The organism is bacterium (assembly GCA_035691305.1).
Classification (GTDB): domain Bacteria; phylum Sysuimicrobiota; class Sysuimicrobiia; order Sysuimicrobiales; family Segetimicrobiaceae; genus DASSJF01.
This window is the reverse complement of record DASSJF010000005.1, coordinates 59,127-82,622: the sequence shown is the minus strand read 5'-3', so window position 1 is coordinate 82,622 and position 23,496 is coordinate 59,127. Positions and strand designations below refer to the sequence as shown.

Here is a 23,496-nt window from a genome sequence, read left to right as displayed (position 1 = left end):
CCCCGGCTCGCAGGCGGGCCCGCTCAAGTGTCCGCTCCGCGATACCGGCTCGCCGGGTTGCGGCTTCCAGCGCCTCGCCTGGACACCTGCGGTCCCTTGGTACCGCAGGCTTCGGGGCTTCGGGTGGAAAAGGGAAAGGACATGGCCGATATATCGCCCGATGTGTTCATGGACGCGGTTCTCGCCTATCAGCAGACCGCGGCGATCAAAGCTGCTCTCGAGCTCGACCTGTTTACGAAGATCGCGAAGGGCAATGCTACGGCCGAGAGTCTTGCGCAGACAACCGGAGCGGCGGTTCGCGGTATCCGCATACTCTGCAATTACCTCACGGTCCGCGGCCATCTCGAAAAGCATGGCAACCAATTCCGACTCACTCCATCTACGGCCGCGTTCTTGGACCGAAACGCCCCGTTGTGGATGGGCGACGTTGTCGAGTATCTGGCCGCGCCCGAGATGATGGACCTCTTCCTGAGCAATCCCGCCGCCTATGTCCGAAACGGCGGCTCAGTCGGGTTGGCGAACAATGCGCCGGACCATCCGATCTGGGTGAAGTTTGCGCGGGTGATGGGTTCGTCAAGGGTTCCCCTCGCAAGAAAGATCGCGTCCGAGCTTGCGGTCTCCTATCCCCGCAAGGTGCTGGATGTTGCCGCGGGACACGGCATGTTCGGCATCGCGATCGCTCAAGCCGTGACGGACGCGCAGATCACGGCGATCGACTGGAAGGCCGTCCTTTCAGTGGCACGAGAGAACGCCGAGGCAGCGGGCGTATCCGGACGCTATCACACGTTGGCGGGGAGTGGATTCGACACTGACTGGGGTAGCGGGTTCGATCTGGTGCTGCTGGCCAACTTCCTCCACCAACTCGATCGTGATGCCTGTGTGGTCCTTCTTCGCAAGGCTCGCAACAGTCTCGTCTCCGGCGGGCGAGCTGCGGCGGTCGAGTTTTTGACGAACGAGGACCGGGTGTCTCCGCGCTTCCCCGTCATGTTCGCTTTTCAGATGCTTGGTTCGACGCCGCACGGTGATGCGTACACGGCCCGGGAGTTCGAGGAGATGGGCCGCGCGGCAGGATTTGCAGGAGTGATCGTGAAACCGCTGCCACCCACTCCACAGAGCCTCGTTCTGTTCGAGCAAGCGTGACCCGGCAGGTGGTACAGGATTCTGGATCGATGCCGCAGCTCCCGCTACGATGCCCTCCGACAGCGAAGAATCGCTCTAGGAGGGATTCTACGTGGGCGATTAGATCCTAGAGTAGCGTTTGGCAGTAGCGCCCGAACGGTGCGGTTCGCTAACGCCGTGTTGCGCGATAGCGAGGGCACAAGGGCAGGACAAGGGCACGGCGGCGGCTCATATTTCCGAACCGCGGCTGGAATCCTTGTCATTTGCGGGTTTGGCGGGATCGGCAGAATTGGCCTGCGCGGGTTCGATTCCCGCCGCCTCCACCACAAATTCTGGATGTATTTCGCGCCCCCGCCGCAGAGTCTGGTCCGAAAACCACCGCCGGGTCACCTTCACTGCTTCTGGTGGGAGAAACAACCAGCGGCATCCGGAAATAAATGGATCAGGGGTCTAAGCCGCCTATTGCGTAGCTGAGGGCTTCCCTTGGGTGACACTTCGCGCAGAGGACCGAACTGAATATTTCCGATCTGTCGAGACGGCTCAGGTCGGAGACGACCCAATGCCATTCGCGAGATTCTTGCTCAGATACCTTGAGCAGGCAACGTCGGTCGAAAGAACTGGTCGGTCCTTAGGGCCAGAAGGAGTGCCAACAGCACCAACGCCGCGAAGGGGACGAACATCACGATCGCCATAACGAGGGTAAGGACCACGATCAGGAGTAGGGGGACGAGGAGCAGGACCAGGATGATAAGCGGATGAGGACGATGAGCGGGATGAGGACCGCGACCGAAGTCAAAGAGAACGGTGATCTCTGGCAGTCTACCTTCGGACGCGTTATGCTACGCTGCGTCAAACACCTATCGTCTACAGGGGCGGTTTGCCCGGGTATCGGCTGAAGCGTGTGCTTGACTACACCGCGGACAACTTAACAGAGAATCTCAGCCTGTCGCAACTTGCGACGGAGACTCGTGGGTAGCAGACACACGGTCAAGTAGACGACATCACGGTCGGGTCCGCTAGCCGAGAGTAGCCGTTTGTTCCACGGCGCGACCGGCGTAGGAGTGGAGGAGTCGCTTGTGCAGACCGTTCGTGCTGCTGGAACAACTACGGGATCGGTAGCTGGCAAGACGCGCCGGCTCGCGCGAATCGGGGTGCTGGTGGCCGCGACCGCGGTAGCCGCGCAGGTCGCGATCCCGCTGCCCGGGAGCCCTGTCCCCGTGGTGCTTAGCAATCTCATGGCCGTGCTGGCGGGACTGCTCCTCGGCCCCCGCGACGGCGCAGTCGCGATGGTAGTGTACGTGCTGGTCGGCCTCGCCGGCGTGCCTGTGTTCGCCGCAGGGCATGCCGGAGCCGGCGTGCTGGTCGGGCCGACCGGCGGCTACCTCGTGGGATTCATCGTCGCGGCGTTTCTGGCGGGCGCCGTGCGACGGCGCAATGTATGGCTCGCGACGGCGGCCGGGATGGCGGTTATTTACGTCCTTGGACTGCCCTGGCTGGCCTGGACCGCGCACCTCACGTGGAAGCGCGCGATCTTGCTCGGCGCGGTGCCGTTCCTGCCCGGCGATGCGCTCAAGACGATTGCGGCCGCGGCGGTCGCGCGCGCTGTTCCTACGCCTCGAGGGTAAACGATCGCATATCCTCTACGGGCAGAACCGATGGCGCGCTGGTTCGGCAGGGACAGACAGTCTTACCGCTGCGCTCAGCGGTCAAGAAGCCGGTCTCCCTGCTCTGGACTCGCGCGGGATTGGAACGATCTTCGTGCGATCATCCGACGCGCGGGCATGCTCGAATGCGCCGCGCCGATCCGAGCCCCTCGGTTTCGGGTAATGCGCTGAGCTACGGCTTGTATCCCGCTGGCCAGACAATGAACGCGCCCACCTGGCCGAGCGAGGCATGGTTGTTCTGCTCGCACAGGAAATTGAATTGCCCCGGCGTCTGCGGGACAAACGTTATCTCGGCGGTCTTGCCGTTATCGATTAGGATATACTTCCATCCGTCTGCCTTCGCTACGCCTTGTTGCGCCTCACCGCTCACGGTGTAGTTCAGGCTCTGAAAGAACGGAGAGGCGATGCTGTGCGCCCGGCCCGGATGGTCTTTGTCGTTATTGGTGACCTGCAGCGTGACGCGGTCTCCGACGTTCATCGTGATGACGCTGGGATCGAACTTGAACGACATCGTCGAAATCTTGATGACTCGTGTGGGCGCCGTCTGCGCGGACGTCATTAGTCCTGTGCCCAGCAGCAAGGCCAATCCCAGGCACACGCCCACGGTTAGCCGCGTTTTCACCCGCATTCCTCCTTGACGATCGTTTGCCTGTTACTTCTCATGCAGGCGGCGACCTCCTGGTAGAAGCGATGTGACGGTCGCGTAACAAATCGGACGCGGGACACCATCGCCAAATGACATCGTGCTTCGGTGCTTCCGTTGAGCGGCGCCCGATCGCGCGTCGATGCGCCGAGTTCCGCCGCGAAGACGTCACCGTTTGGCAGGCACCCAGGCCACATCCGCAGTGAAGGAGGAGTGGGGCCGGGGTGGGCCGAAGGGCACTTCCAAAGAGAAAACGCTGTCGCTTCCGTCCTTCACACCACCTCTACCACACGATTCGCACTCCTTCGACACGACCGGACCTCACGGCGGCGCGGAAGCGGCCCTTTCGGACGCGATGATCTCCCGCCCATAGATGGTCGCCTGGGCGGTGGGGAGCGAGTGGCGAACCCGGCCGAAAGCAGTGGCCGGGTTTCTGCTTTTCGTAAGGCGGTCGCAGAAGACGGCGAGCGGGGGGACGTCCATGAGGCTGCCACGGGAACGACTCCAGGCGCAGGTGGACGAAAGGGCCTATGCGACGCGGTTGCGGGCGCTCGTCGTGGCCGTGCGGCAACCCGAAGGAGACCGGACGGGGCCGGTGTTGAACACGATCAAGCCCTACTGGTACGACGGGGCGTGGGTGTTCGACGATCTGACGCGGAGACTGTGGACCAAGCCGCTGGTGGCGCGGGCCCCGGCCGTCGTCGATCAAATCCTCCGGGAAGCGGGGTTGCCGCCGCGGCAGCCTTTTGCACTCACTTTCAGCGACCGCGACGCCTTTCGGCTAGGGTATAGGTTCGTCCTGGAATGGGTGCGCGATGACCGCGAGGGCACCTGGTACCGGTGGAGCGGGACGGAAGCGCTGTGGCCGGGACTCCTCCGGTACTTCGACGCGCCCCTCGCGCGGATTCACTGTCAGGTTAGGGCGCGGAGGACGCCTTTCTCAATATTCCACACGCAGCGGGGCGAGAGGCCGCAGGATTCGAGTGTTGAGGCGAAAGAAACGCCCATACTCCTGGCCGGTCATCGACCAAAGGAGTGGTGAGACGTGGTCGGCTGGTTCCGGAAGATGAAACCGGTGGAACTCGTGCAAGTCGACGAGGATCTCGGTCCCCCGCCGCCTGAACCGTCCGGCCTCTCGCCTGAAGATCGCGCCAGTCTCATGACCGAGGGCGCGTCGACCGACGAACTTGGCTGGATTGACGCTTGGCTGCGGAATAGACCGGGGCGCACTCTAGAGGACCTCAGGCAAGAAGAGGACCGTTTGCTTGCGGAGTTGCGACGGTATGTCGATCTCTTTGATCACATCGGCAAATCGACGTTGCTCGGTCTTGAACGAGACGAACGCCTCAGAGAAGGGCGGAAGACGACGACCGCCGCGCTGTCGAAGGTCGACCGAGACGTGCTCGCGCGCGGCTTGAGGGAGATTTCGGCAAGCGAGAGGATGACATCGGCCCACAAGAATATCGAGATAGGACTGATAAGAACGGCACTGGCCTTGGAAACCCAGAGCGGTGATGCCCGGTCGCCTACCTAATCGCAGGTATTACGAACGATAGGGTCACGATTGCCCTGAGCTCGGATCCCATTTAGTTGGTGTCCTCCAGGGCAATCACCACGATTGAGACCGGGATCCCCAATTCATCACTTCCTCACAATTCGTTTCATAGAATCTTCCGTTCGTCCAGGTAGCGTCGTTCTTGAGGGCGAGCGTCCACGCTCCCGGTCGTCACCCAAAATAAGCAGTGAACCGTCGGTTGGGAGGGTCCGCGCCCGTATCTTTGGACCGGAATTTGGAGGGGTGACGCTCGTGCCAGTCTATCGGGACCGCACGATGTGGCGGCCCGGAGTACCAAAGTACGACCTCACGACCGAAGCCCCGTGTCGAGAACTGACCGAAACCGCGATTCATTCGTAGGAGAGGGGGGACACAGCGTGCTACTTCTGCTGCTGCTGTTCGGTCTCGTCTTGGCAATGACCGGCCACATGATTTTGCGCTAAGCGGGCGCAGGATCCGGACATTTCGGCCGATAGCCGTAAAATGTCCGTAACAATCCGGACGGTACTTTGCGATAGCCGTGCTCGCACGGGTAAAGGCGTCCTGGGGCGCCCATGACGCGGGCGCTCGAAGGAGGACAGGCTCATGCGGCAACGACTCGTCGGTGTTGGGCTTGCGACCGTGATCGCCATCGTGGGGTCCGCGGTGCTGACGGTTGGGGCGACTCCAAGCCCAAATGGACACGGCCAGCCCGGCGCACCCAACACAACGTGTCAACAATTTACGCAGACTCCGGGTAGTTCAGGGGCGTCTGCCGGAACGCCATTTAACCCAAGCGGCACGGCTGGAAATCATTACGCCGGCAACCCCGGAACGGCATCGGCCAACAATTCGAACAGTTCAACCGCTGTTTCGCAGTACGATATCGCCTGCTTCCAGCAGACAACGCATTAACTATCGCCCTCAGCATCCGTTCGTTACGCAGCCAACGCCATAGGTTCGCTCGGGGACTCAAACAGCCGGTCCCCGAGCGGACCCACGCGCAGGTCGGGCCGGCCGTGCGAACCTCCCACGCCCTCACGGCGCGCGCATCCCTTAACCGCGGTCCGGCCGGGAGGGGCCCGGCATGGAAAAGCGAGGGCGAGCCAGAATTCTTGACCTGCTCTCGCGCGATTGGGATAGCGGAGGTGTGGAATGGGGGGCCCCGATTTCCATTTCGGCTCGATGGTCCGGGACGGCAAGAAGGGAATCCGGGCGTTACTCGGCTTAGGACTGGCGGCGATCTTGACCGTGGTGATGGTTCCGGTCAAGGCTTCCGCGCAATCCAACGTGAGGTATACCGTCGTGGTGAATAACCAAGCCCCTGCGGTTACGTATACGATCCAGGGCGTGTACTGGCCGACAAATTCAGAGTTTTTTTCCCAACCGGGCGGCGGCGTGCTGGAGACCTGGAACTCGCAGTTGTACGGCATAGACTTCCGCGTAGACACCCGGTCGCACTGGGGGATTCACCTGAATGGCGTGACCGGCAGCCAAAGCAATTGGGGGTTTGGCGGCGCCGCACCCGTTGGACTGTCGTTGAGCGGCACGGATACGATTTGGACCGCCGATGTGTCGTACTTGGTCCAGCAACCTCTTCCCGAGAACCCCCTTCAACTCGTGACGTTTCGCGCGTTCCTCGGCTACGGCGACGCGAAAGGGAATCTGTTTTCGTCGAATCTCTCCGGCCTGGGCCCCGCTTCGCTGACCGCCGACAGCACCGGCTTCCGCGTCGGGTTTGACTTCTCGTACCCGTTCGCGGCGAGCGCCTGGTCGCTCAACGCCGGGGTCGCTTACGCGCCCTCCATGACGACGACGATTTCCGGTACAGCCAATGCGATGACGCAAACGGCGAGTGCCGGCGGCACCGGCTGGGACGGGCAAGCCAGTGTGCGCTATACCGCGCCCGGCCACTGGAACGTCGAGGTTGGTTACCGCTATGTGCGGGAAGAGCAAGGCGCGCTGAACATGTTCGGCGCTGCCGTGTGCCCCTGCCATACGCTGAGGCAGGGACCGTTTGTGGCCGCGGGCGTCAGCTTCTGAAAAGAGAGCCGGCGGCGGACGCGCCGGCGGCGCATGAATCGTCGCCGCGGATTGTCGCTTAGCGCAACTTGGGAATCACCTCGGCCGCGATCCGCTCGAGGACCGGGAGCTGCTCGCGGCGCGGCTGATCGATGATGAACTCGTTGATGCCGGCCTCGCTGTACCGGCCGACGACGTCCTGGAACGCGGACACGGTCGACCACGGGTCGGGCAGCCCCTGGCTCGCCATCTGGCTCGCCCATCCGTAAAACGACCGCCGGATGTCCTTGGGATCCCGCCCGATCGCCGCGCAGTGCTCATCCAGAATCCGGTTGCGCTCGCGAATCTCCTCCACCGTGCCGAACGAGTTCCAAGCGTCCGCGTACTCGGCGCAGATCCGAAGCATTCGCGGCCCGTGGGCCCCGAGCGTGAGCGGCGGCCGCGGCCGCTGCACCGGCCGCGGCCGCACATGGGCCTCCTGAAGCCGGTAGTGTTTGCCGGCGAAGGTCGTCGTCTCGTTGCGCAGGAGGCTGTCGAGCACCTGCACCGCCTCGCGGAAACGGACGACCATCGCGGCGCTCGGCGGAAAGGGGATGCCGAACCGCTCATGCTCGGGGACGAACCATCCGGCCCCGAAGCCCAGCTCGAGCCGGCCGTTCGAAATGTGGTCGACCGTGATCGCCTCTTGGGCCAGCAGGCCGGGGTGGCGGAAGGTGTTGCAGCTCACGAGGACGCCGACGCGGATCCGTTCCGTGCGCGCCGCCAGGGCGGCGAGCAGCGTCCATCCCTCGTAGTAGGGGCCGGTAGGGTTGCTCGGCTGGTTCAGGTGGTCGCAATCCCAGACACTGTCGAAGCCGAGGCGCTCGAAGTGCTGCCAGCGTTCGACGAGCGTAGGCCACGGCAGGTTCTGGTCTGTGCAGATGCCGAAGCGCGTCTTGGGGGCCATGCCGACCTCCGAGCGATGAGTGGCGAATGAGGCTGAATTTCAGTCCTGCGCTGCGCACTCCTTCGATCACTGCCGACCCTCGAGAATATGGAGGAGCCAGCTGAACTACCGCGAGCGATTCCGAGTGGCGCCGGGAACCCGGGTGAAGCTGAACGAGATCGACCCCGCGTTCAAGGACCGCTACGCGCACCGTCGGGACGCCGCCGACGAACTCGAACACTATCGGAAACGGTTGCGCGAACTTCAGGACCTGCTGTACGCGGAACGCCGCCGCTCGCTCCTGATTTGTCTCCAGGGGATGGATACCGGAGGCAAGGATGGAACGATCAATCACGTGCTGAGCGCGATGAACCCGCAGGGCTGCCGGGTAGCGGTCTTTCACGCGCCCACCTCCGAAGAACTGGCGCACGATTTTCTCTGGCGGATCCACCGCGCGGTCCCCGCCCGGGGGGAGGTCGTCGTCTTCAACCGCTCCCACTACGAGGATGTGCTGGTGGTGCGGGTCCACAACTTGGTGCCGAAGGACGTCTGGTCCGTTCGTTATGACCGGATCAACGCGTTCGAACGCGGCCTCGCCGACCAGGACACCCACATTCTCAAGTTCTACCTGCACATCTCGAAGGAAGAGCAATTGGCGCGATTCCAGGACCGCCTGGACGATCCGGCCAAGCGGTGGAAGATCAGCGAGGCGGACTATGCGGAGCGCAAATTCTGGGACGACTACATGGCGGCGTATGAGGATGCCTTGTCCCGCTGCAGCACCGAGTACGCGCCGTGGTTCCTGGTTCCCGCCGGCCACAAGTGGTTTCGGAATCTCGCGGTCGCCCGGATTGTGGTGGAGCATCTGGAGGACCTTCGGATGGGCTACCCTAAACCGGCCGTCGATATCGAACACATACGCCGCGAGTATCACGCGGCAAAGAAAGAGTAAAGAGCCCGCCGGACGATCCGAGCTATGCCGAGCCCGGCCGCGGACTGAGGGAGCGCCGTGACGTGGTCATTCCGTCGGGAGGAAGGGTGGTGCGGAACATGGTGCACACACCGGACGGCAGCGCGTTGGAGATTGCGGGCAGCGGCATGAACCGCATCGGCCGGGTCCAAATCAGATGAGCGAGCGCCTCGATGGACGCCCGTTCACGATTGCAATCGCCCAGGTGGACGACGCGCAGTTCCGGTACGACACGTTGGGCGATTGGGAGTACGAGGAGCGTCCGGACGGCGTGGCCGTCCGCATCAGCGTACCGAAATTCGGCGGGGAAGCCAACTACGCGGCGTGGCTCATCGCCATTCACGAGCTCGTCGAGCTGTTCTTGTGCGTTCGGCAAGGCGTGACCCAGCGGGCGGCGGACGAGTTTCACGCCGCCCATCCGGACAGCGACGAGTACGGCGACGAGCTCGATTGTCCGTACTACGAGCAGCACCAGGTCGCGGACGCGGTTGAGAAACTGCTGTGCCGCGCGATCGGGGTCGCGTGGAAGGAGTACTTCGCGATGTCGAGCCGCCGGTGCGACGAAATCATCGCAGCGCGCGCCGGCGGCGCCCGTGGGCGCTAGCGGGGACGCGCCGCCGCCGTGACGTCTTCGTAGCGTTCCGGGGCGAACCGGCGGGCCAGCAGGCCCGTCGCCCGGTTCAGATCGATCCGCCGGACCAGCACGCCTTCGTCGCCGTACGGCAGATGGCCCTCGCACTCGCCGTCGGGTCCGATGAGGCTGGTCGCCGACTCCTGGAATCGCACCGCGTAGTTGACGCTGGCGAAGTAGATTGTGTTCTCGAGCGCGCGCAGCATCATCGCCTTCTCGTAGTAGGGGGCGCCCGGATCGCCCCAGCGCGTCAGACGGACGCCGGCGCGCTCGGTGCCGGTGTGTTGCGGGTGAAAGACGATCTTGGCGCCGCGGACCGCGGCCCACCGGACCGTCTCGGGGTAACGCCACGCCTCGTGACAGATGGCCACGCCGAACGCCGTCCCGTCGGCCTCGAACAGCTGCCGCCCGGCACCCGGCACGTAGAAACGGTCCTCGCTCGGGTCGAGCTGGGTCTTCGTCTGACATCCTTGAAGGCGGCCGTCCGCGCCGATGACCCGGGCGGCGATCTGCCGGCCCGCGGCGCTCACGTGTTCCATGCCGAGGATCGTGGTCAGGGCAAACGTCTTGGCCCAGCCGGCGACCGCGCTCAGCATCCGTGCCTCGGCTGCCGCATCGAACGGCGCCACCTCGAAGTCCTGACCGCGGAGCCCCGGAAGATACGCCTCGGGGAAGCAGACGACGCGGGCGCCCTTCGATGACGCGTCCGACATCAGGCGCCGGACCCTCTCCAGCCCGTCCTCGAGCGTCGACGCGGGACGCGGCGACGCGAGCGCGATGATCATGGGTGCCTCTTAGCCGCGCGGACGCCGACCGCCTTCCGTGCGCGGCGCCGTCAATCCGGGGCGCCGTGCCCCGACGCCACGCGGAGGACGCCCCGGCAGATGTCGCGGAACGCCTCGTCGAAGCTGACGCCCTTCGTTCTCCACGCATAGTCCGAGCCGTGCCACCGCCAGCGCCAGGATCCGACCCACCCCGGCAGCGACTCGTCGAAGCGGAGGGTGCCCGCGACGCGCGCTTCGTTTGGGGCGGTGGCCGCCGGGGGCGCGGGGAAGCCGGTGGTCCCGACGCCCCAGGCGGCGAAATCGGCCTCGCTCGGGAACCGCACCGTCAAGTCGAAGTCGCGTGCCATGTCGGCAAAGGACGCCCGCTGCTCGGTCCCGTGCTGAGTCTCAGCGCTCAGCCGATACGACGTGGGCCCGATCGCGACGGCGAGGACGGGCACGACCACCGGCCGTGCCCCGGTCCAGGCATGCTGTCCGAGGTCCCCGAGCATCTTGTCGACCCGCGCCGGGACAAACTTCACGGTGAGGTTGAAGGGCCGGTCGCGGGTGCCCTGTTCGTCGTGAACCGGCCGGCCCGCCATCCGGTCGATGTAGGAGAATGAGGCCACGGCCGCGCCGGCGCGCGCGGCCATCGCCGAGACCCTCGCGTCGTCGTGCAGGCGCGGCTCGCCGGTGAGATTGACGAGTACCTTGCGCAGCGCTTCCGCGAAGCCGATCGGCCGGCTGCGCGCGTCCTTGCCCGTGACGATGACCGTCGCCTGATAGAGGTCCGGGCCCGGCTGGGCGGACGCCGGCGGTCCCGCCGCCGCCGCCGCGAGAGCCGCGGCGGCCAAGAGCATCTTCCAACGGTGCCGGCGGAATCCCATGCTACGCCCCCGCGTCGTGACCGAGTAACCGATGTTTCGAAGTCGATGGTTACTCTCCCTGCGGAGCCACGAGCCTCAGGAATGTGCGCTCCTCCCGTAGGACGAAGCGCTGCTCCTCGGCGAACCGGAGGTTCGCCGCGGCGTCGCCGTCGGCGCGGAGGCGCGCCCGGTACGCCTCGTACGCCGCCAGGCTCTCGAACGAGATCAGGCCGTAGGCGACGTCGTTGGTCCCCTCGTGCGGCATCCAGTAGCCGACGAGGTCGCCGCCGCATTTCGGGATGAGCGAGAGCCAGCGCCGCGCGTATGCCTCGAACGCCTCCCGCTTGAATGGATCGAGTCGGTAGCGGATGAACACGGTAATTGTCATGCGCGCCTCCCCACGGGGTGACCCGTTCCGTCTCCGCGCCGCATTGTACCGGAGCGACGGTACACCGCCGGATGAAGTGTGGCGCGCGGCCGGGCCTGGAGGCGCGACGTGACGGGCGAGGGGGAGCGGCTGCAGTTTTCGGTTCCCGACGGTAGGGTCTCCGCCGTGTGGACGCCCGCGGCACAGCCGGTCGCCGCGGCGGCGGTCGCCCACGGCGCCGGAGCCGGCCTCACGCATCCGTTCCTGGCCGGTACGGCGGCGGCGATGGCGGACGACGGTGTCTCTGTCCTGCGGTTCAACTTCCCGTACATGGAGGCCCGCCGGCGTGTGCCGGACCGGACGCCGGTCCTGCTCGGCGCATGGCGCGCGGCGATCGATGAGCTCTCGCGCCGCGGCGCCGGTCTGCCGATGATCACGGCGGGCAAGTCGATGGGCGCGCGGATGGCCTCTATGCTCGCGGCCGAGGACGGGCCGGCGTTTTCCGGCAAGGCGCTCGTCTTTTTCGGCTATCCGCTGCACCCCCCGGGGAAACCGGAGCGGCTCCGGGACGCACACCTCCCGCAGATCCGGGTGCCGGTGCTCTTCATTCAGGGGACGAGGGACGCACTGGCCGAATTCGCGCTCATCGAGGACGTGGTCCGGCGGCTGGGGCCGCTCGCCCGGCTGCACGCGGTCCCGGACGCCGACCATTCCTTTCACGTGCGCGGTACCCGCCGCTCCGACCTTGAGATCGGCCGGGACCTGGGACATGTCGCCGCCGCGTTCGTGCGGCGGATCGCCGCCGCCTAACCCGCCGCGGCGCAGGCTGGAGAACCCACGCGGGCGGGCCGCCGTGCGGGCGGGTATCATCGTGCTGTGAATGTCCCCAACCCTTCCGCGTTTCCGATCGCGCCGCCGGTCGAGCCGATGCTGGCCGCGTCCGCCGGGACGCTGCCCGATGGGTCCGGATGGCTGTACGAGCCCAAGTGGGACGGCTTTCGCGCCCTCGTCTTCCGCGGTGCCGACGAGGTCTTCATCCAGAGCCGCGATCTGCGGCCCCTCGACCGGTACTTTCCGGAGCTGCGCGAGGCATTTCTCGCCCAACTGGGCCCGGGGTGCGTGCTCGACGGCGAAATCGTCATCGTGACGGTCCGCGGACTGGATTTCGAGGCGCTGCAGCTGCGGCTGCATCCGGCTGCATCCCGCGTCGCCATGCTGGCGACGGTCACGCCCGCGGCGTTCGTGGCGTTTGACGCGCTCGCGGCCGGCGGCCGCGACATCCGAACGGCGCCGCAGGCGGATCGCCGCGCGCAGCTCGAGCGGCTCCTCCGCGCCGCGGCGCGGCCGATCTACCTCACGCCGGTCACACGCGATCGCGAGACGGCGGCCGTGTGGCTGCGCGAGTTCGAGGGGGCGGGTCTCGACGGCGTCGTCGCCAAGCCGGAGCGGGGGACCTATCAGCCGGGCAAGCGGGCGATGGTCAAGGTCAAGCACGCCCGGACCGCGGACTGCGTCGTGGCGGGCTTCCGCTGGCACAAGAGCGGCGTCGGCGCGGTCGGCTCGCTGCTGCTGGGCCTCTACGACGACAGCGGAGCGCTGCACCACGTCGGCGTCACGTCCGCGTTTCCGATGGCGACGCGCCGGCGGCTTGCCGAGGAGCTCGCGCCGCTGCGCCGGGAGGCCCTCGCGCAGCATCCGTGGCGCGAGTGGGCGAACCCGGACCCGGCAGAGTTCGTGCGCATGCCCGGCGGGCAGAGCCGGTGGAGCGCCGGCAAGGATCTGTCCTGGGAGCCGGTGCGCGTCGAGCGCGTGTGCGAGGTCAAGTACGATCACCTGCAGGGCCGACGGTTCCGGCACGCGGCCCTGTTTCTGCGCTGGCGGTCCGACAAGCGGCCGGCGGAGTGCCGGTACGATCAGCTCGAGGTCGCGCCGCCGTTCGAGCTGGAGAAGGTGTTCGGCGCCCGCGGACGTTAGGCGGGGCCGCGGGTGTCTAGCGCGGCGCCGGCGGGCGCCCCGGCCACGCCGGGACTTCGTCGGGATCAGGGGGCTCGTGCTCCGGGCGCAGTGTTTCCGGCACGTGTCTCAAATTCAGCCGGATGCGCGTCCACGTGGTCGAGCGGCCCCGCATCGCGTCGACGAGAATGTCGTCGGGCGCAAGATACGCCGCGGCGCCGGGATGGCGCGCCCGCCAGCGGTCGAGCCCCGCGGCGGCGTCGTCCTTGCGATACGCTCGCGCGATCTCGATGAGCGGGAACACCGGCGCGCGGCGGCGGGATGGCTGCGCGCGGACGGGCTCCCCGGCCTGCTTGCGATAGTGCGGGGGCCACGGCGCGTCGCCGAGCCCGTCGCGCTCGTGGCGGGCGGACAGCTCAAGGAGGGCGGAGAGCGGGCATGGCGACTCGTCGATGCCGGCGTGCGGGTCGCCGACTGCGGCGAAGCGCCGCGGCATCGTGGCCAGCGTGAACTCGCCCGGATCGCAGCCGTCGACATCGGCCCACGACAACGGCGCGGAGACGCGGGCATCGGCGGTGGGCCGCACGGAGTACGCCGCGGCGACCGTGCGGTCTTTGGCGTTCTGGTTGTAGTCGATGAAGACGCCGTGGCGCTCTTCCTTCCACCACTTGCTGGTCGCGAGCGAGGGCGCGCGGCGCTCGACGTCGCGGGCCAGGGCCAGGGCGGCGCGGCGGACCTCGTCGAAGGTCCAGCGGGGCTCGAGCCGCACGAGCACGTGCATCCCGCGGCCGCCGGACGTCTTCGGCCAGCCGGTCATGCCGAAGTCCTCCAGCGCGCCGCGCACCACCCGGGCCACGTCGCGGACCTGCGGCCAGCCGACGCCCGGCATCGGGTCGAGATCGATACGCAGCTCGTCGGGGTGCTCGAGGTCCTCGGCCCGCACCGGATGCGGGTGGAGCTCGAGACAGGCGAGGTTGGCCATCCACGCGAGCGCCGCGGCGTCGCGCGGCACCACCTCGTCGGCGGAACGGCCGGAGGGAAAGCGGAGAGAGACGACCTCGATCCAATCCGGCCGCGACCGGGGGGCGCGCTTCTGGAAGAAGAACTCGCCGCCGACGCCGTTCGGGTAGCGCACCAGCATGTTCGGCCGGCCGCCGGCCGCGCGCAGCGCGCCGCCGGCGACGGCCAGGAAGTACCGCACCAAGTCCAGCTTGGTGTACCCTCTACCGGGAAAAAGGATTTTCCGCGGGTTGGAAATCGCGACCGTACGGCCGCCGGCGGCGATCGTTTCCCGTTCCGGGGCGGTGGACATGGGGTCGCTACAAACTTACCCCGCCGGTTCCATCTCCGGAGCGCGACCGCTTAGGACCGTCCGGCGGGAGTGCCGGCGGGCACCTCGTCCCGCTTCGGCCGCCGGTTGGCCCGCAGGACCCGTTTTCTCAGGCGCAACGCCGCCGGCGTGATCTCGACGAATTCGTCGTCCGCGATGAACTCGAGCGCCTGCTCGAGGTTCAGCGCGCGCGGCGGGACAAGGCGGACCGCGATGTCGGCGGTGGACGACCGGATGTTAGTGAGCTTTTTCTCGCGCACCGCGTTGACGTCGAGATCGTTGTCGCGCGCGTGCTCGCCGACGACCATGCCCTCGTATACCTCGGTGCCGGGGCCGACGAACAGGTCGCCGCGCTCCTGCAGGTTGTAGAGCGCGTAGGCGGTGGTGACGCCCGGGCGGTCGGCGACGAGCGCGCCCGTGGGGCGGCGGGGAATGTCGCCGCTCCAGGGGACGTACCCGTCGAAGAGTGAGTTCATGACGATCGTGCCGCGGGTCTCGGTCAGCAGCTCGCCGCGCAGGCCGATCAGGCCGCGGCTCGGAATCCGGAACTCCAGCCGCGCGCGCCCGGATCCGTGGTTGCGCATGTTGACCATGACCGCCTTCCGCGGGCCGAGCTTCTCGACCACGGCGCCGACGAACTGCTCCGGCACGTCGAGGAAGAGCAGTTCCACCGGCTCCATCACCCGGCCGTCCACCACCTTCGTCACGATCTCCGGCCGTCCCGCCATCAGTTCGTAGCCCTCGCGGCGCATCGTCTCGATCAGGATCGAAAGCTGCAGCTCGCCGCGCCCCATCACGGCGAAGGTGTCCGGCGACCCGCCTTCCGCGACCCGCAGCGCGACGTTGGTGAGGAGCTCCTTGTCCAGCCGCTCGCGCAGGTTGCGCGACGTCACGTACGCCCCCTCGCGCCCCGCGAACGGCGACGTGTTGACGCAGAACTGGATCGCGATCGTGGGTTCGTCGATCGCGACGCGCGCCAGCGGGGCCGGCGTGTCCGGGTCGGTGATCGTGTCGCCGATCGCGATCCCCTCGACGCCGGCGACCGCGACGATGTCGCCGAGGTCGGTCGTCTCGATGTCGATGCGATCCAGCCCGCTGAACGAGAACAGCTTCGTGATGCGGGTGCGGATGACGCGGCCGTCCACCTTCGCGATGCCCGCGTCGGCGCCGGTCCGCAGGGTGCCGTTGAAGACGCGCGCGATCGCAATGCGGCCGAGGTAGTCGCTGTAATCGAGGTTGGCCACCAGCACCTGCAGCGGCCCCGCGGCGTCGCCGGCCGGCGCCGGCACGGTCGAAACGATCGCGTCGAAGAGGGGCCGCAGATCGATCCCCGGGTCCGCCGGAGCGCGCGAGGCGGTGCCGGCGCGGGCGTTCGCGTACAGGACGGGGAAGTCGAGCTGAGCCTCTACCGCGTCGAGGTCGATGAACAGATCGTAGATTTCGTTCAGCACCTGCGGCGCCCGCGCGTCGGGCCGGTCCATCTTGTTGATGACGACGACCGGCGGGAGCCCTGCCTCGAGCGCTTTGCCGAGCACGTACCGCGTCTGGGGCAGCGGCCCCTCGCTCGCGTCGACGAGCAGCATCACCCCGTCAACCATCTTGAGCGCGCGCTCGACCTCGCCCCCGAAGTCGCTGTGCCCCGGGGTGTCGACGATGTTGATCTTGACGCCCTGATAGAACACGGCGGTATTCTTCGCGAGGATGGTGATACCGCGTTCGCGCTCCAATTCGTTGGAGTCGAGCACGCGGTCCACCACGGTCTCGTTGGCGCGGAACGTGCCGCTCTGCCGCAGCATCGCATCCACGAGCGTCGTCTTGCCGTGGTCGACGTGCGCAATGATCGCGATGTTTCGGATGGCCTGTGCCACGATCGCCTTACCATCTCACGGACCGGCCTCGCGGTCAAGCGCCTTCACGCCCGGCGCCGCCTGCGCGGCCGGGCGTTTCGCGTCCGGCACGAAAAGCAGCGCCGCGTTGGCCACAAGCACTGTCGCGGCGATGACGTAGAAGATGGACAGCAGCCCGTAGCGGTCGCCCAGATACCCGCCGATGATCGGTATGGCCGTGGGGAGCAACGCCTGGGTCGTGAACAAGATCCCCACCGCCGTGCCCTCGTACTCGCGCGGGACGACCGCGATCGCCCAGCGGAAGATCGCCGGCCGCATCGAGTACGTGAAGAACCCCAGCACCGCGAGGGCGGCGACGAAAGCCGGGCCGAGGTTGAGGGCCGCGAATCCGAGCAGCGCGACGCTCGTGCTGAACATGCCGATCGTCGCGACCCGCTTCGGCCCGAGGCGATCGGACAACGTTCCGGCGATCGGCGTGGCGATCATGCCCGACCCTTGGACGACGGCGAGGTAGAGGCCGATCAGCGCCGCCGGCAGGTGCTGCACGTTCAGCAGGTAGAGGGGGAGAAAGGTGCTGAGGCCGAGCTGCGTCATGGACCGGACGCCCGAGATCATGGCGAGCGCGAGCAGCCTGGCGTTGCGGGCGAGCAGCGCGAGGCCGGCCACGTAGTCCCGGATCGGCAGCGCGCGGGCCGGGGCGCCGCCGTGCCGGCGGTGCGCGTGGCTCATGACGCGCGTGATCACGAGCGTCAGCAGCAGGCCCGCGGCGACCACGATCAGCATGACCTGCCGCCAGTTGAACGCGGCCAACAGCAGTCCCGCGGCCAGCGGAGTCAGGGTGTCGCCGAGGTTGGCGCCCAGCTCGTGCAGGGCGAGGCCGTAGCCCCGGCGGAGCGGATACATCTCCGACAGCGCGGTGATTGCCGCGGGATGCCAGAGGAAGCTTCCGGCGCCGACGACGCCGACCGCGAGCAGGATCGCGGTGTAACTCTTGGTGAGCCCGACGACGAGGTACGGTAGGGACGCCCACGCGAGCGCCGCGCTCATGAAGAGGCTGCGCCGGCCGATCGTGTCGACGACGGCGCCCGCGGGGAGGTTGATGAGGGTGCTCATCAGCTGCCGCAGCGAAATGATCAGGCCGACCTGGCTGTAGGACAGCCCGAGATCTTTGGCCAGGAACGGCAGCAGCACGTAGAACGCCGCGGAGTAGGCGTGCGTCATGCCGTGGCCGGCCCCGATCGCCCACATCCCGGCATTGGACCGGTCCGGCCGCGGGATCGATCGCCACGCGGCCGCGCGCAGCGCGTTCACGGGACCAAGTCTTTGGTGCGGTTAGACCAGGCCCCTCCGAACGGCGAAGGCCGCGGCGTGCGCGCGGTTGCGGAGGTCGAGGCGGCTGTACAGCGCGCGCAGGCAGTTCTTGACGCGCGACTCGGACACGGCCAGTTTGACCGCGATCTCCTTGTCGCTCATGCCGAGGGCGACTTCGACGAGGATGTTGATTTCGCGCGGGGTGAGCCGGTGCGGCCGCCGCGGCGCGCCGACTGCCGCGGCGGCCTCGTCCCGGGCGAGACCCTCGACCATCTGCCGGGCCAACACCGGGTTGATCATCGTGGCGCCCGACTGCACGGCGCGAATCGCGTTGGACAGGTTCGTGGCGGAGATGTCTTTCAACACGTAGCCGACGGCGCCCGCGGCCGCGGCCTCGCGAAACACTTCCTGGTCCGACTGCGCGGTCAGCACCAGCACCTGCGCGTTCGGGCAGCGGGCTTTGATCGCGCGAATGGCGCCGATCCCGTCCGCGGCCGGCGCCGGAATGTCCATCAGGACGACGTCGGGCTTTGCGGCCGCGACATCGTCGATCGCCCCCGCCGCCGCCCCGGCCTCGCCGACGATGTCGATGTCGCCCTCCGAACCGAACAGCAGCCGGAGGCCGTGGCGGAGCAGCACTTGCGGATCGATCAGAAACACCCGGATCGGATCCGGGCGCGGCACGGCCCGAAGGCGCGGCTTTAGCGCATGCAGGCCGAACTTGGCATGGTCCATCAGGTGAGGTGTGCCCACGCGCCGCGTTTCGCAGACGCGGCGTACACACGTACGTGCGGACAGACCGCCGTCGCACTTGCGCCAAATCTCCCGCCGATTACTCAAACGGGCGGGGCGGATCGCTCAAACGAGGCGGCCGGGCCGGTCCGAAATGGTCGCGGGGCGGCGCGGACGAACGCAGGCCGGGGACGGGCGTGTTCCCAATTATCCTGGCGTGATCGGAACGTCGCTGCGCGGCGATAGGCGGGAAGCGGGCGCAGCGCCGACTTCGGAAGGCAACGGAGGCGATGTGTATGAAACCTCAGAATGATCGCGTGGTGCGGGAGTTTCAGGCGGCCTACGCGGCGCTCCGCCGCGCTGAGTGCGATGACGCGCACGTATCGCTGCCCTACGCGCCCGTGCTGCCGCGACGGGATCTGAGAAAGCCGCTCGGATCCGACGTCTGGCTGTCGCGCCGGGCGGCGCCGGCCGCGTCGGTGCAGTTTGCCCGGATGCGGGCCGCGTGGGAATTGCTGCCCGATGCCGCGCGGGCAAAAGCCCACCTGATCTTGGCCGTCGAGCGGGCGGGGTAAGCAGCCGGATCGACCGGCCGTCGAAAAAGGGGTGACGGCTACGAAGTCCGTCGGCCGTCCAATTCTCATCAAAGCCTGCCTCAACGGCGGCCGGCGGCGCGCCGATCACGACGGCGTGCCGCTCACACCGGAGGAGACGGCGCGCGATGCGCGTGCGGCCGTCGCCGCCGGCGCCGCGGCCCTCCACGTCCACCCCCGCGATCGTGCCGGCGCGGAGACCCTCGACGCCGGAGCGCACGCCGCCGCGCTCGCCGCGATCCGGGCGGCGTGTCCCGGCGTCCCGGTGGGGGTCAGCACCGGCGCATGGATGGCGCCCGATCCCCGGGCCCGCGTTGCGCTCGTCGAATCGTGGACGGTGCTCCCCGATTTCGCGTCGGTCAACTTCTCCGAAGCCGGCGCCGCCGACGTGTGCGCGGCGCTGATTCGCCGCGGGATCGGCATCGAAGCCGGGCTGTGGTCCGTCGAGGACGCCCGGACGTTCGGCGCGAGCGGGCTCGCGGCCTGGTCGCTGCGCATCCTCGTTGAAGCCCGGCCGCTCGAGCCGGCGCGGGCGCTGGACGATGCGGCGGCCATCGATGCGGAACTCGATCGCGCCGAGATTTGGCTCCCCAGGCTGCATCACGGCGAGGGCGTCGCGACGTGGGCGGTGCTCGACGCGGCGCTCAACGTGGACCGGGACATCCGGGTCGGCCTGGAGGATACCCTGCAGCTGGTGGGCGGCGGCCGCGCTCGAGACAACGCTCAGTTGGTCGCATCGGCCGTGGAGATGGTTCGCCGTCACGGCCACAGGCAGGTCGTCGCGCTAAGCGACCGGCCCTGAGACACGGCCGGTTTCGCTGCGCGCTTGACATCGATTCTGTAGTGCGCCGCGGCCGGCACCCACCCCCATCGGGGTGCGTACCCTGACGCCCCTCAGATTCGCGCCCGATTGACCCGCCAGCAACACCGGCACGAGGGCCGGTACCGTGAGTTTGGGCGGGAGCCGCGCCACAGCGGTGCCGCGGCAGTCTACGGGGCCTCCGCGGCGGGCAGAACCCCCAAGTGGGGGGGCTGCGTAGTCGATGAGCCGGATCCGCAACCTACGTCGCCGGTCTTCACGTAACGAACCGGCGGTCGGTGCCGCCAACGCGCAGAGCGCGAGGGGCTTCTTCACCGGAGCTTCCGCGCCCAGCCGTTCCTTCGAAGGCTTCGTGGTCCTCGCGGCGGTCGCGGCCGCCGCGGGCCTATACCTCACGCCGCCGTTGGTGGCGCGCGGCGCGCTCCCGACCGTTGCCGCCGGCGCACCGGCCGGCGTGGCGGCCCTGCTGATCGCCGCCACGATTGCCGTCGCGCTCGGCGGCATCTATCACCTTCCGCTCGGTCGGAAGGTCTTCCTCGCACTCGGCAGCGGCGCATCGTTCGCCATCCTGCTGAGCTTCCCGGTGCATCTCGCGCTCATTCCCACGACGGCCGGCACCGTCGTCGCGCAATTCGTCAGCCGGCGTCGCCGTCAGCTCAGCGCTCCCGCGATTATCTTCAACGTGGCGCAGTACGTGGTGACGTGGAGTCTCGTCATCATCCTATTCCACCGTCTGTGGGCGGACTTGGGATCGCTGCCCGCTCAGGCCAGGTTGTCGCTCGCCGCGATAGGTGCGGGCCTCGTCCATATGCTGGTCAATACCTGGCTCGTGTCGACGTGGTCGGCGCTGCGCAGGCGGACGGGTGCCTTCGAGCTTTGGCTGCAGATTTTGCGAGAGAGCTCCGCCGGGTACGCCGTCACGCTGCTGCTCGGCGCGGTGGCCGGGCTGCTCGCGACCATCCACCCGTTCTGGGTCATCCCGCTGCTGATCTCCGTCTTGGTGATCTTCTGGGGTCAGACGCGGATGCTCGGCAGGCAACGGCGGCAGATCACGACGATACTCTCGTCCCTCGTCGAGACGAACGAGGGGCTGTCTCCGTTCATGCACGAGCAGTCGGAACGTGTCGCCTGGTGGGCGGAGCGCCTCGCGCGGCGGATGGGCCTGTCCGAGTCTGAAATCGAACTCGTCTGGCTCGCGGCGAAGTTGCACGATCTCGGCATGATGCTGCTGCGGCGCGACCTCGAAGCGACGCCGGACGTGCTGTCCGACGCGCAGGAAGCGTTGATAAAACGGCATCCCGCGCTCGGCGCCGCGGTGATCGAGCGGCTGCCCGGCATGGGCCGCGTCGCGCAGTGCGTACGCTCCCACCACGAAGACTACGACGGACGCGGGTATCCCGACGGCCTGAAAGACGATCGGATCCCGGTCGGCGCACGGATCATTCGTGTCGTCGACTCCTACGACGACCTCTGCTCGGCGCGGCCACACCGGCCGGCGTTCACGCCCGAAGGCGCGCTCACGCGGATACAGGCGCGGGCCGGTCGGGACTACGACCCGAAGATCGTGCAGGCGCTCGGGCAGATCATCGCCACCACGGACGCCGTGCCGTTGTTCGTCAAACTCTTCGGCGCGTCGATGCGGCCGCAGCCCGCCCTCGCGGCGGCTCCCGCCGGCAACCCGGCGTGGGAGGCGTGGAAATCGCGGCTCCCGGTGGGCGGCGGGACGTCGGCGCCTCTCTCGGACGATGAGGAGACGCGGTCTGTGGACGCGCCGGCGCAGGCGACGCCGTCGGTCTCCGAGGCGATCCCGTACCTTGTGGCGATTCAGGAAACGGAGCGCCGGCGGATCGGGCGCGAGCTACACGATGAGATCGGCCAGGCGCTGACCGGACTGAAGCTGACCCTCGACGCGCTGCCGGTGCAGGCCGAGAGGCGCGTGGAGGAGAGCTTGCAGAACGCACGCGACGTCGTGTCGGACCTGATGATGCGCGTGCACGACATCTCGCTGCAGCTGCGTCCGGCGGTGCTCGACGATCTCGGGCTGCTGCCCGCGCTACAGTGGCATGTCGAGCGGTACCAGGCACAGACCGGCGTCGGCGTCGCCTTCACTCAATCTGGGCTGAACCGGCGGTTCGGCGCCGGCGTCGAGACGGCGGCCTACCGCATCGCACAGGAAGCTTTGACCAACGTCGCGCGGCACGCCGGCGTCTCCGAGGTGACGCTGCGCGTCTGGGCGGTGGGGGGTGCGGTGTCGGTTGAGGTCGAGGACGGCGGCCGCGGCTTCGACCCCGGTCGCGTGGAATCGAACGGTCTTGTCGGCATGAAGGAACGGGCGTTGCTCGTGGGCGGGCGCCTGACCGTTGAAACCGGCCGGGGTGCCGGGACACGGATCACCGCCACGCTGCCTACCACGACCGCCGAGGTGCCGTGACAAGCGCACTGACGCCTGTCACGATCGTCCTCGCGGATGACCACCACGTCGTCCGTCAGGGCCTCCGGGCCGTCTTGGAGGCCGAACCGGATTTTTCAATCCTCGGCGAGGCCGGAGACGGCCTCGAAGCCGTTGACCTCGTCGCGCAGTCGAGGCCCCGCGTGCTGATCGCGGACCTCATGATGCCCGGCATCACCGGGCTCGAGGTCACACGCCGTGTCCGCAAAGAGTACCCCGACACGCAGGTGGTCATCCTCTCGATGCACGCGAGTGAGCCGTACGTGCTGGAAGCGCTTCGCAACGGTGCCGCGGCGTACGTGCTCAAGGCGTCGCAGTCGGCGCACCTCGTCGAGGCCGTGCGTGCGGCGGCGGCCGGCCATCGTTATCTCAGCCCTTCGCTGTCCAGCCGTGCGATCGCGGTGTACGCCGACTCCGCCCCTGCCGATCCCGGGCCGTCGGATGGGTACGCTACGCTCACGAATCGGGAGCGCGAGGTACTTCACCTCGCCGCGGAAGGACACGGCCACCGCGCGATCGGCCAGCGCCTCGGCATCAGCCCCCGCACCGCCGAAGTGCACCGCGCCAACCTCATGCGCAAACTGGACTTGCACAACCAGACCGATCTCGTCCGCTACGCGATCCGGCGCGGCATCGTCACGGAAGCGTAAGGCCTCACAAACCGAGCGTCGTGCTTCGGGGGGAATGCTCGAAGCGACGGCGGCCGGACTAGCGCGCGATCTTCGCGAGCGTCCAGACGGCCAACCCGATCGACGAGGCCCCCAGCACCCGCGCGAGCGCCGCCGAGACGCCCGACTCGGGTAAGACCAGATCGGCCGCCAGCCCCACGATCAGCACGCCGGCGACGGCGATACCCAACACTCCGTTCGGCAGCCGCATGGCACGGTTATTTTGCCCCGGACTCGGCCCCGTATGACGGGCGCCGCGCCCAAACGGCCACCCCTCAAAACGGGAAA

General features: G+C 67.7%; 23 protein-coding genes and 1 riboswitch. Of the genes, 13 read left to right on the top strand and 10 right to left on the bottom strand.

Annotated features, from left to right (window positions below; translation table 11 throughout):
- Window positions 1–141 precede the first annotated feature (141 nt).
- Together VFL28_00920 and VFL28_00915 are read left to right on the top strand one after the other, a co-directional pair.
- Window positions 142–1,140 carry a class I SAM-dependent methyltransferase gene (locus VFL28_00920; GenBank protein HET7263201.1) on the top strand — a complete coding sequence of 333 codons (999 nt, stop codon included), beginning with the start codon at window positions 142–144 and terminating at the stop codon, window positions 1,138–1,140.
- Window positions 1,141–2,195: 1,055 nt separating this feature from the next.
- Window positions 2,196–2,744 carry a biotin transporter BioY gene (locus tag VFL28_00915; GenBank protein ID HET7263200.1) on the top strand — a complete coding sequence of 183 codons (549 nt, stop codon included), beginning with the start codon at window positions 2,196–2,198 and terminating at the stop codon, window positions 2,742–2,744.
- Between the two features lie 211 nt (window positions 2,745–2,955).
- Here the strand turns inward: VFL28_00915 and VFL28_00910 are convergent, their stop codons facing one another.
- Window positions 2,956–3,405, bottom strand: coding sequence for a cupredoxin domain-containing protein (locus VFL28_00910; GenBank protein ID HET7263199.1), 450 nt, complete (start codon window positions 3,403–3,405; stop codon window positions 2,956–2,958).
- A 360-nt stretch (window positions 3,406–3,765) separates the two neighbouring features.
- Window positions 3,766–3,849, top strand: a riboswitch (cyclic di-GMP riboswitch).
- A 58-nt stretch (window positions 3,850–3,907) separates the two neighbouring features.
- Here VFL28_00910 and VFL28_00905 point away from each other — a divergent pair.
- The 3 genes from VFL28_00905 (at window position 3,908) to VFL28_00895 (ending at window position 7,003) form a co-directional block, all read left to right on the top strand.
- The gene (locus VFL28_00905; GenBank protein HET7263198.1) at window positions 3,908–4,468 is read left to right on the top strand and encodes a hypothetical protein; all 561 of its coding nucleotides are present in this window, start codon (window positions 3,908–3,910) and stop codon (window positions 4,466–4,468) included.
- A gap of 3 nt (window positions 4,469–4,471) precedes the next feature.
- The gene (locus VFL28_00900) at window positions 4,472–4,960 is read left to right on the top strand and encodes a hypothetical protein (protein HET7263197.1); all 489 of its coding nucleotides are present in this window, start codon (window positions 4,472–4,474) and stop codon (window positions 4,958–4,960) included.
- A 1,155-nt stretch (window positions 4,961–6,115) separates the two neighbouring features.
- A complete protein-coding gene (locus tag VFL28_00895; protein ID HET7263196.1) occupies window positions 6,116–7,003 on the top strand; it encodes a hypothetical protein in 888 nt (295 codons plus the stop codon).
- A gap of 58 nt (window positions 7,004–7,061) precedes the next feature.
- Here the strand turns inward: VFL28_00895 and VFL28_00890 are convergent, their stop codons facing one another.
- Complete coding sequence (locus VFL28_00890; protein HET7263195.1) at window positions 7,062–7,928, bottom strand: TIGR03560 family F420-dependent LLM class oxidoreductase; 867 nt, start codon at window positions 7,926–7,928, stop codon at window positions 7,062–7,064.
- Between the two features lie 100 nt (window positions 7,929–8,028).
- Between VFL28_00890 and VFL28_00885 the strand changes: the two genes are divergently transcribed.
- Both VFL28_00885 and VFL28_00880 read left to right on the top strand, forming a co-directional pair.
- Entirely contained in the window at window positions 8,029–8,859 is an 831-nt protein-coding gene (locus VFL28_00885; protein HET7263194.1) for a polyphosphate kinase 2 family protein, read from the top strand.
- 175 nt (window positions 8,860–9,034) lie between these two features.
- Window positions 9,035–9,481 (top strand): hypothetical protein, encoded by a 447-nt coding sequence (locus VFL28_00880; protein HET7263193.1) that lies wholly within the window; start codon window positions 9,035–9,037, stop codon window positions 9,479–9,481.
- Here VFL28_00880 and VFL28_00875 read toward each other — a convergent pair.
- The 3 genes from VFL28_00875 to VFL28_00865 are packed head-to-tail and all read right to left on the bottom strand — an operon-like array spanning window position 9,478 to window position 11,526.
- The gene (locus VFL28_00875) at window positions 9,478–10,293 is read right to left on the bottom strand and encodes a carbon-nitrogen hydrolase family protein (GenBank protein ID HET7263192.1); all 816 of its coding nucleotides are present in this window, start codon (window positions 10,291–10,293) and stop codon (window positions 9,478–9,480) included. The genes VFL28_00880 and VFL28_00875 overlap by 4 nt on opposite strands.
- Before the next feature lie 50 nt (window positions 10,294–10,343).
- On the bottom strand, window positions 10,344–11,159 hold the full coding sequence (locus VFL28_00870) for a DUF2066 domain-containing protein (protein HET7263191.1): 816 nt from the start codon (window positions 11,157–11,159) through the stop codon (window positions 10,344–10,346).
- Window positions 11,160–11,208: 49 nt separating this feature from the next.
- Window positions 11,209–11,526 (bottom strand): NIPSNAP family protein, encoded by a 318-nt coding sequence (locus VFL28_00865; GenBank protein HET7263190.1) that lies wholly within the window; start codon window positions 11,524–11,526, stop codon window positions 11,209–11,211.
- A 108-nt stretch (window positions 11,527–11,634) separates the two neighbouring features.
- On the opposite strand from VFL28_00865, the gene VFL28_00860 reads away from it, so the two are divergent.
- Both VFL28_00860 and VFL28_00855 read left to right on the top strand, forming a co-directional pair.
- Window positions 11,635–12,315, top strand: a complete 681-nt coding sequence (locus VFL28_00860; protein HET7263189.1) for an alpha/beta family hydrolase — start codon at window positions 11,635–11,637, stop codon at window positions 12,313–12,315.
- Between the two features lie 66 nt (window positions 12,316–12,381).
- Window positions 12,382–13,479: an ATP-dependent DNA ligase gene (locus VFL28_00855; protein ID HET7263188.1), complete on the top strand. Its 1,098-nt coding sequence runs from the start codon at window positions 12,382–12,384 to the stop codon at window positions 13,477–13,479.
- 16 nt (window positions 13,480–13,495) lie between these two features.
- Here VFL28_00855 and ligD read toward each other — a convergent pair whose 3' ends face one another.
- The 4 genes from ligD to VFL28_00835 are packed head-to-tail and all read right to left on the bottom strand — an operon-like array spanning window position 13,496 to window position 18,699.
- Window positions 13,496–14,770, bottom strand: a complete 1,275-nt coding sequence (gene ligD, locus VFL28_00850; GenBank protein ID HET7263187.1) for a non-homologous end-joining DNA ligase — start codon at window positions 14,768–14,770, stop codon at window positions 13,496–13,498.
- Between the two features lie 50 nt (window positions 14,771–14,820).
- The gene (typA, locus tag VFL28_00845; GenBank protein HET7263186.1) at window positions 14,821–16,656 is read right to left on the bottom strand and encodes a translational GTPase TypA; all 1,836 of its coding nucleotides are present in this window, start codon (window positions 16,654–16,656) and stop codon (window positions 14,821–14,823) included.
- Between the two features lie 15 nt (window positions 16,657–16,671).
- Window positions 16,672–17,946: an MFS transporter gene (locus tag VFL28_00840; protein HET7263185.1), complete on the bottom strand. Its 1,275-nt coding sequence runs from the start codon at window positions 17,944–17,946 to the stop codon at window positions 16,672–16,674.
- A gap of 21 nt (window positions 17,947–17,967) precedes the next feature.
- Window positions 17,968–18,699, bottom strand: coding sequence for a response regulator transcription factor (locus VFL28_00835; GenBank protein HET7263184.1), 732 nt, complete (start codon window positions 18,697–18,699; stop codon window positions 17,968–17,970).
- A 275-nt stretch (window positions 18,700–18,974) separates the two neighbouring features.
- Here VFL28_00835 and VFL28_00830 point away from each other — a divergent pair, with 275 nt between their 5' ends.
- From VFL28_00830 to VFL28_00815, 4 genes are all read left to right on the top strand, one after another.
- The gene (locus VFL28_00830; GenBank protein ID HET7263183.1) at window positions 18,975–19,253 is read left to right on the top strand and encodes a hypothetical protein; all 279 of its coding nucleotides are present in this window, start codon (window positions 18,975–18,977) and stop codon (window positions 19,251–19,253) included.
- 31 nt (window positions 19,254–19,284) lie between these two features.
- The gene (locus VFL28_00825; GenBank protein ID HET7263182.1) at window positions 19,285–20,073 is read left to right on the top strand and encodes a 3-keto-5-aminohexanoate cleavage protein; all 789 of its coding nucleotides are present in this window, start codon (window positions 19,285–19,287) and stop codon (window positions 20,071–20,073) included.
- Window positions 20,074–20,443: 370 nt separating this feature from the next.
- The gene (locus VFL28_00820; GenBank protein HET7263181.1) at window positions 20,444–22,522 is read left to right on the top strand and encodes an HD domain-containing phosphohydrolase; all 2,079 of its coding nucleotides are present in this window, start codon (window positions 20,444–20,446) and stop codon (window positions 22,520–22,522) included.
- On the top strand, window positions 22,519–23,190 hold the full coding sequence (locus tag VFL28_00815; protein ID HET7263180.1) for a response regulator transcription factor: 672 nt from the start codon (window positions 22,519–22,521) through the stop codon (window positions 23,188–23,190). Before VFL28_00820 ends, VFL28_00815 begins: the two co-directional genes overlap by 4 nt.
- A gap of 58 nt (window positions 23,191–23,248) precedes the next feature.
- Here VFL28_00815 and VFL28_00810 read toward each other — a convergent pair whose 3' ends face one another.
- A complete protein-coding gene (locus VFL28_00810) occupies window positions 23,249–23,419 on the bottom strand; it encodes a hypothetical protein (protein HET7263179.1) in 171 nt (56 codons plus the stop codon).
- Window positions 23,420–23,496 lie beyond the last annotated feature (77 nt).

Bases quoted from the DNA above. Each gene is read 5' to 3' on its own strand.
- VFL28_00920 (HET7263201.1), top strand. From the start codon at position 142: ATGGCCGATATATCGCCCGATGTGTTCATGGACGCGGTTCTCGCCTAT.
- VFL28_00905 (HET7263198.1), top strand. From the start codon at position 3,908: ATGAGGCTGCCACGGGAACGACTCCAGGCGCAGGTGGACGAAAGGGCC.
- VFL28_00895 (HET7263196.1), top strand. From the start codon at position 6,116: ATGGGGGGCCCCGATTTCCATTTCGGCTCGATGGTCCGGGACGGCAAG.
- VFL28_00890 (HET7263195.1), bottom strand. From the start codon at position 7,928: ATGGCCCCCAAGACGCGCTTCGGCATCTGCACAGACCAGAACCTGCCG.
- VFL28_00880 (HET7263193.1), top strand. From the start codon at position 9,035: ATGAGCGAGCGCCTCGATGGACGCCCGTTCACGATTGCAATCGCCCAG.
- VFL28_00875 (HET7263192.1), bottom strand. From the start codon at position 10,293: ATGATCATCGCGCTCGCGTCGCCGCGTCCCGCGTCGACGCTCGAGGAC.
- VFL28_00870 (HET7263191.1), bottom strand. From the start codon at position 11,159: ATGGGATTCCGCCGGCACCGTTGGAAGATGCTCTTGGCCGCCGCGGCT.
- VFL28_00865 (HET7263190.1), bottom strand. From the start codon at position 11,526: ATGACAATTACCGTGTTCATCCGCTACCGACTCGATCCATTCAAGCGG.
- ligD (HET7263187.1), bottom strand. From the start codon at position 14,770: ATGTCCACCGCCCCGGAACGGGAAACGATCGCCGCCGGCGGCCGTACG.
- VFL28_00830 (HET7263183.1), top strand. From the start codon at position 18,975: ATGAAACCTCAGAATGATCGCGTGGTGCGGGAGTTTCAGGCGGCCTAC.
- VFL28_00810 (HET7263179.1), bottom strand. From the start codon at position 23,419: ATGCGGCTGCCGAACGGAGTGTTGGGTATCGCCGTCGCCGGCGTGCTG.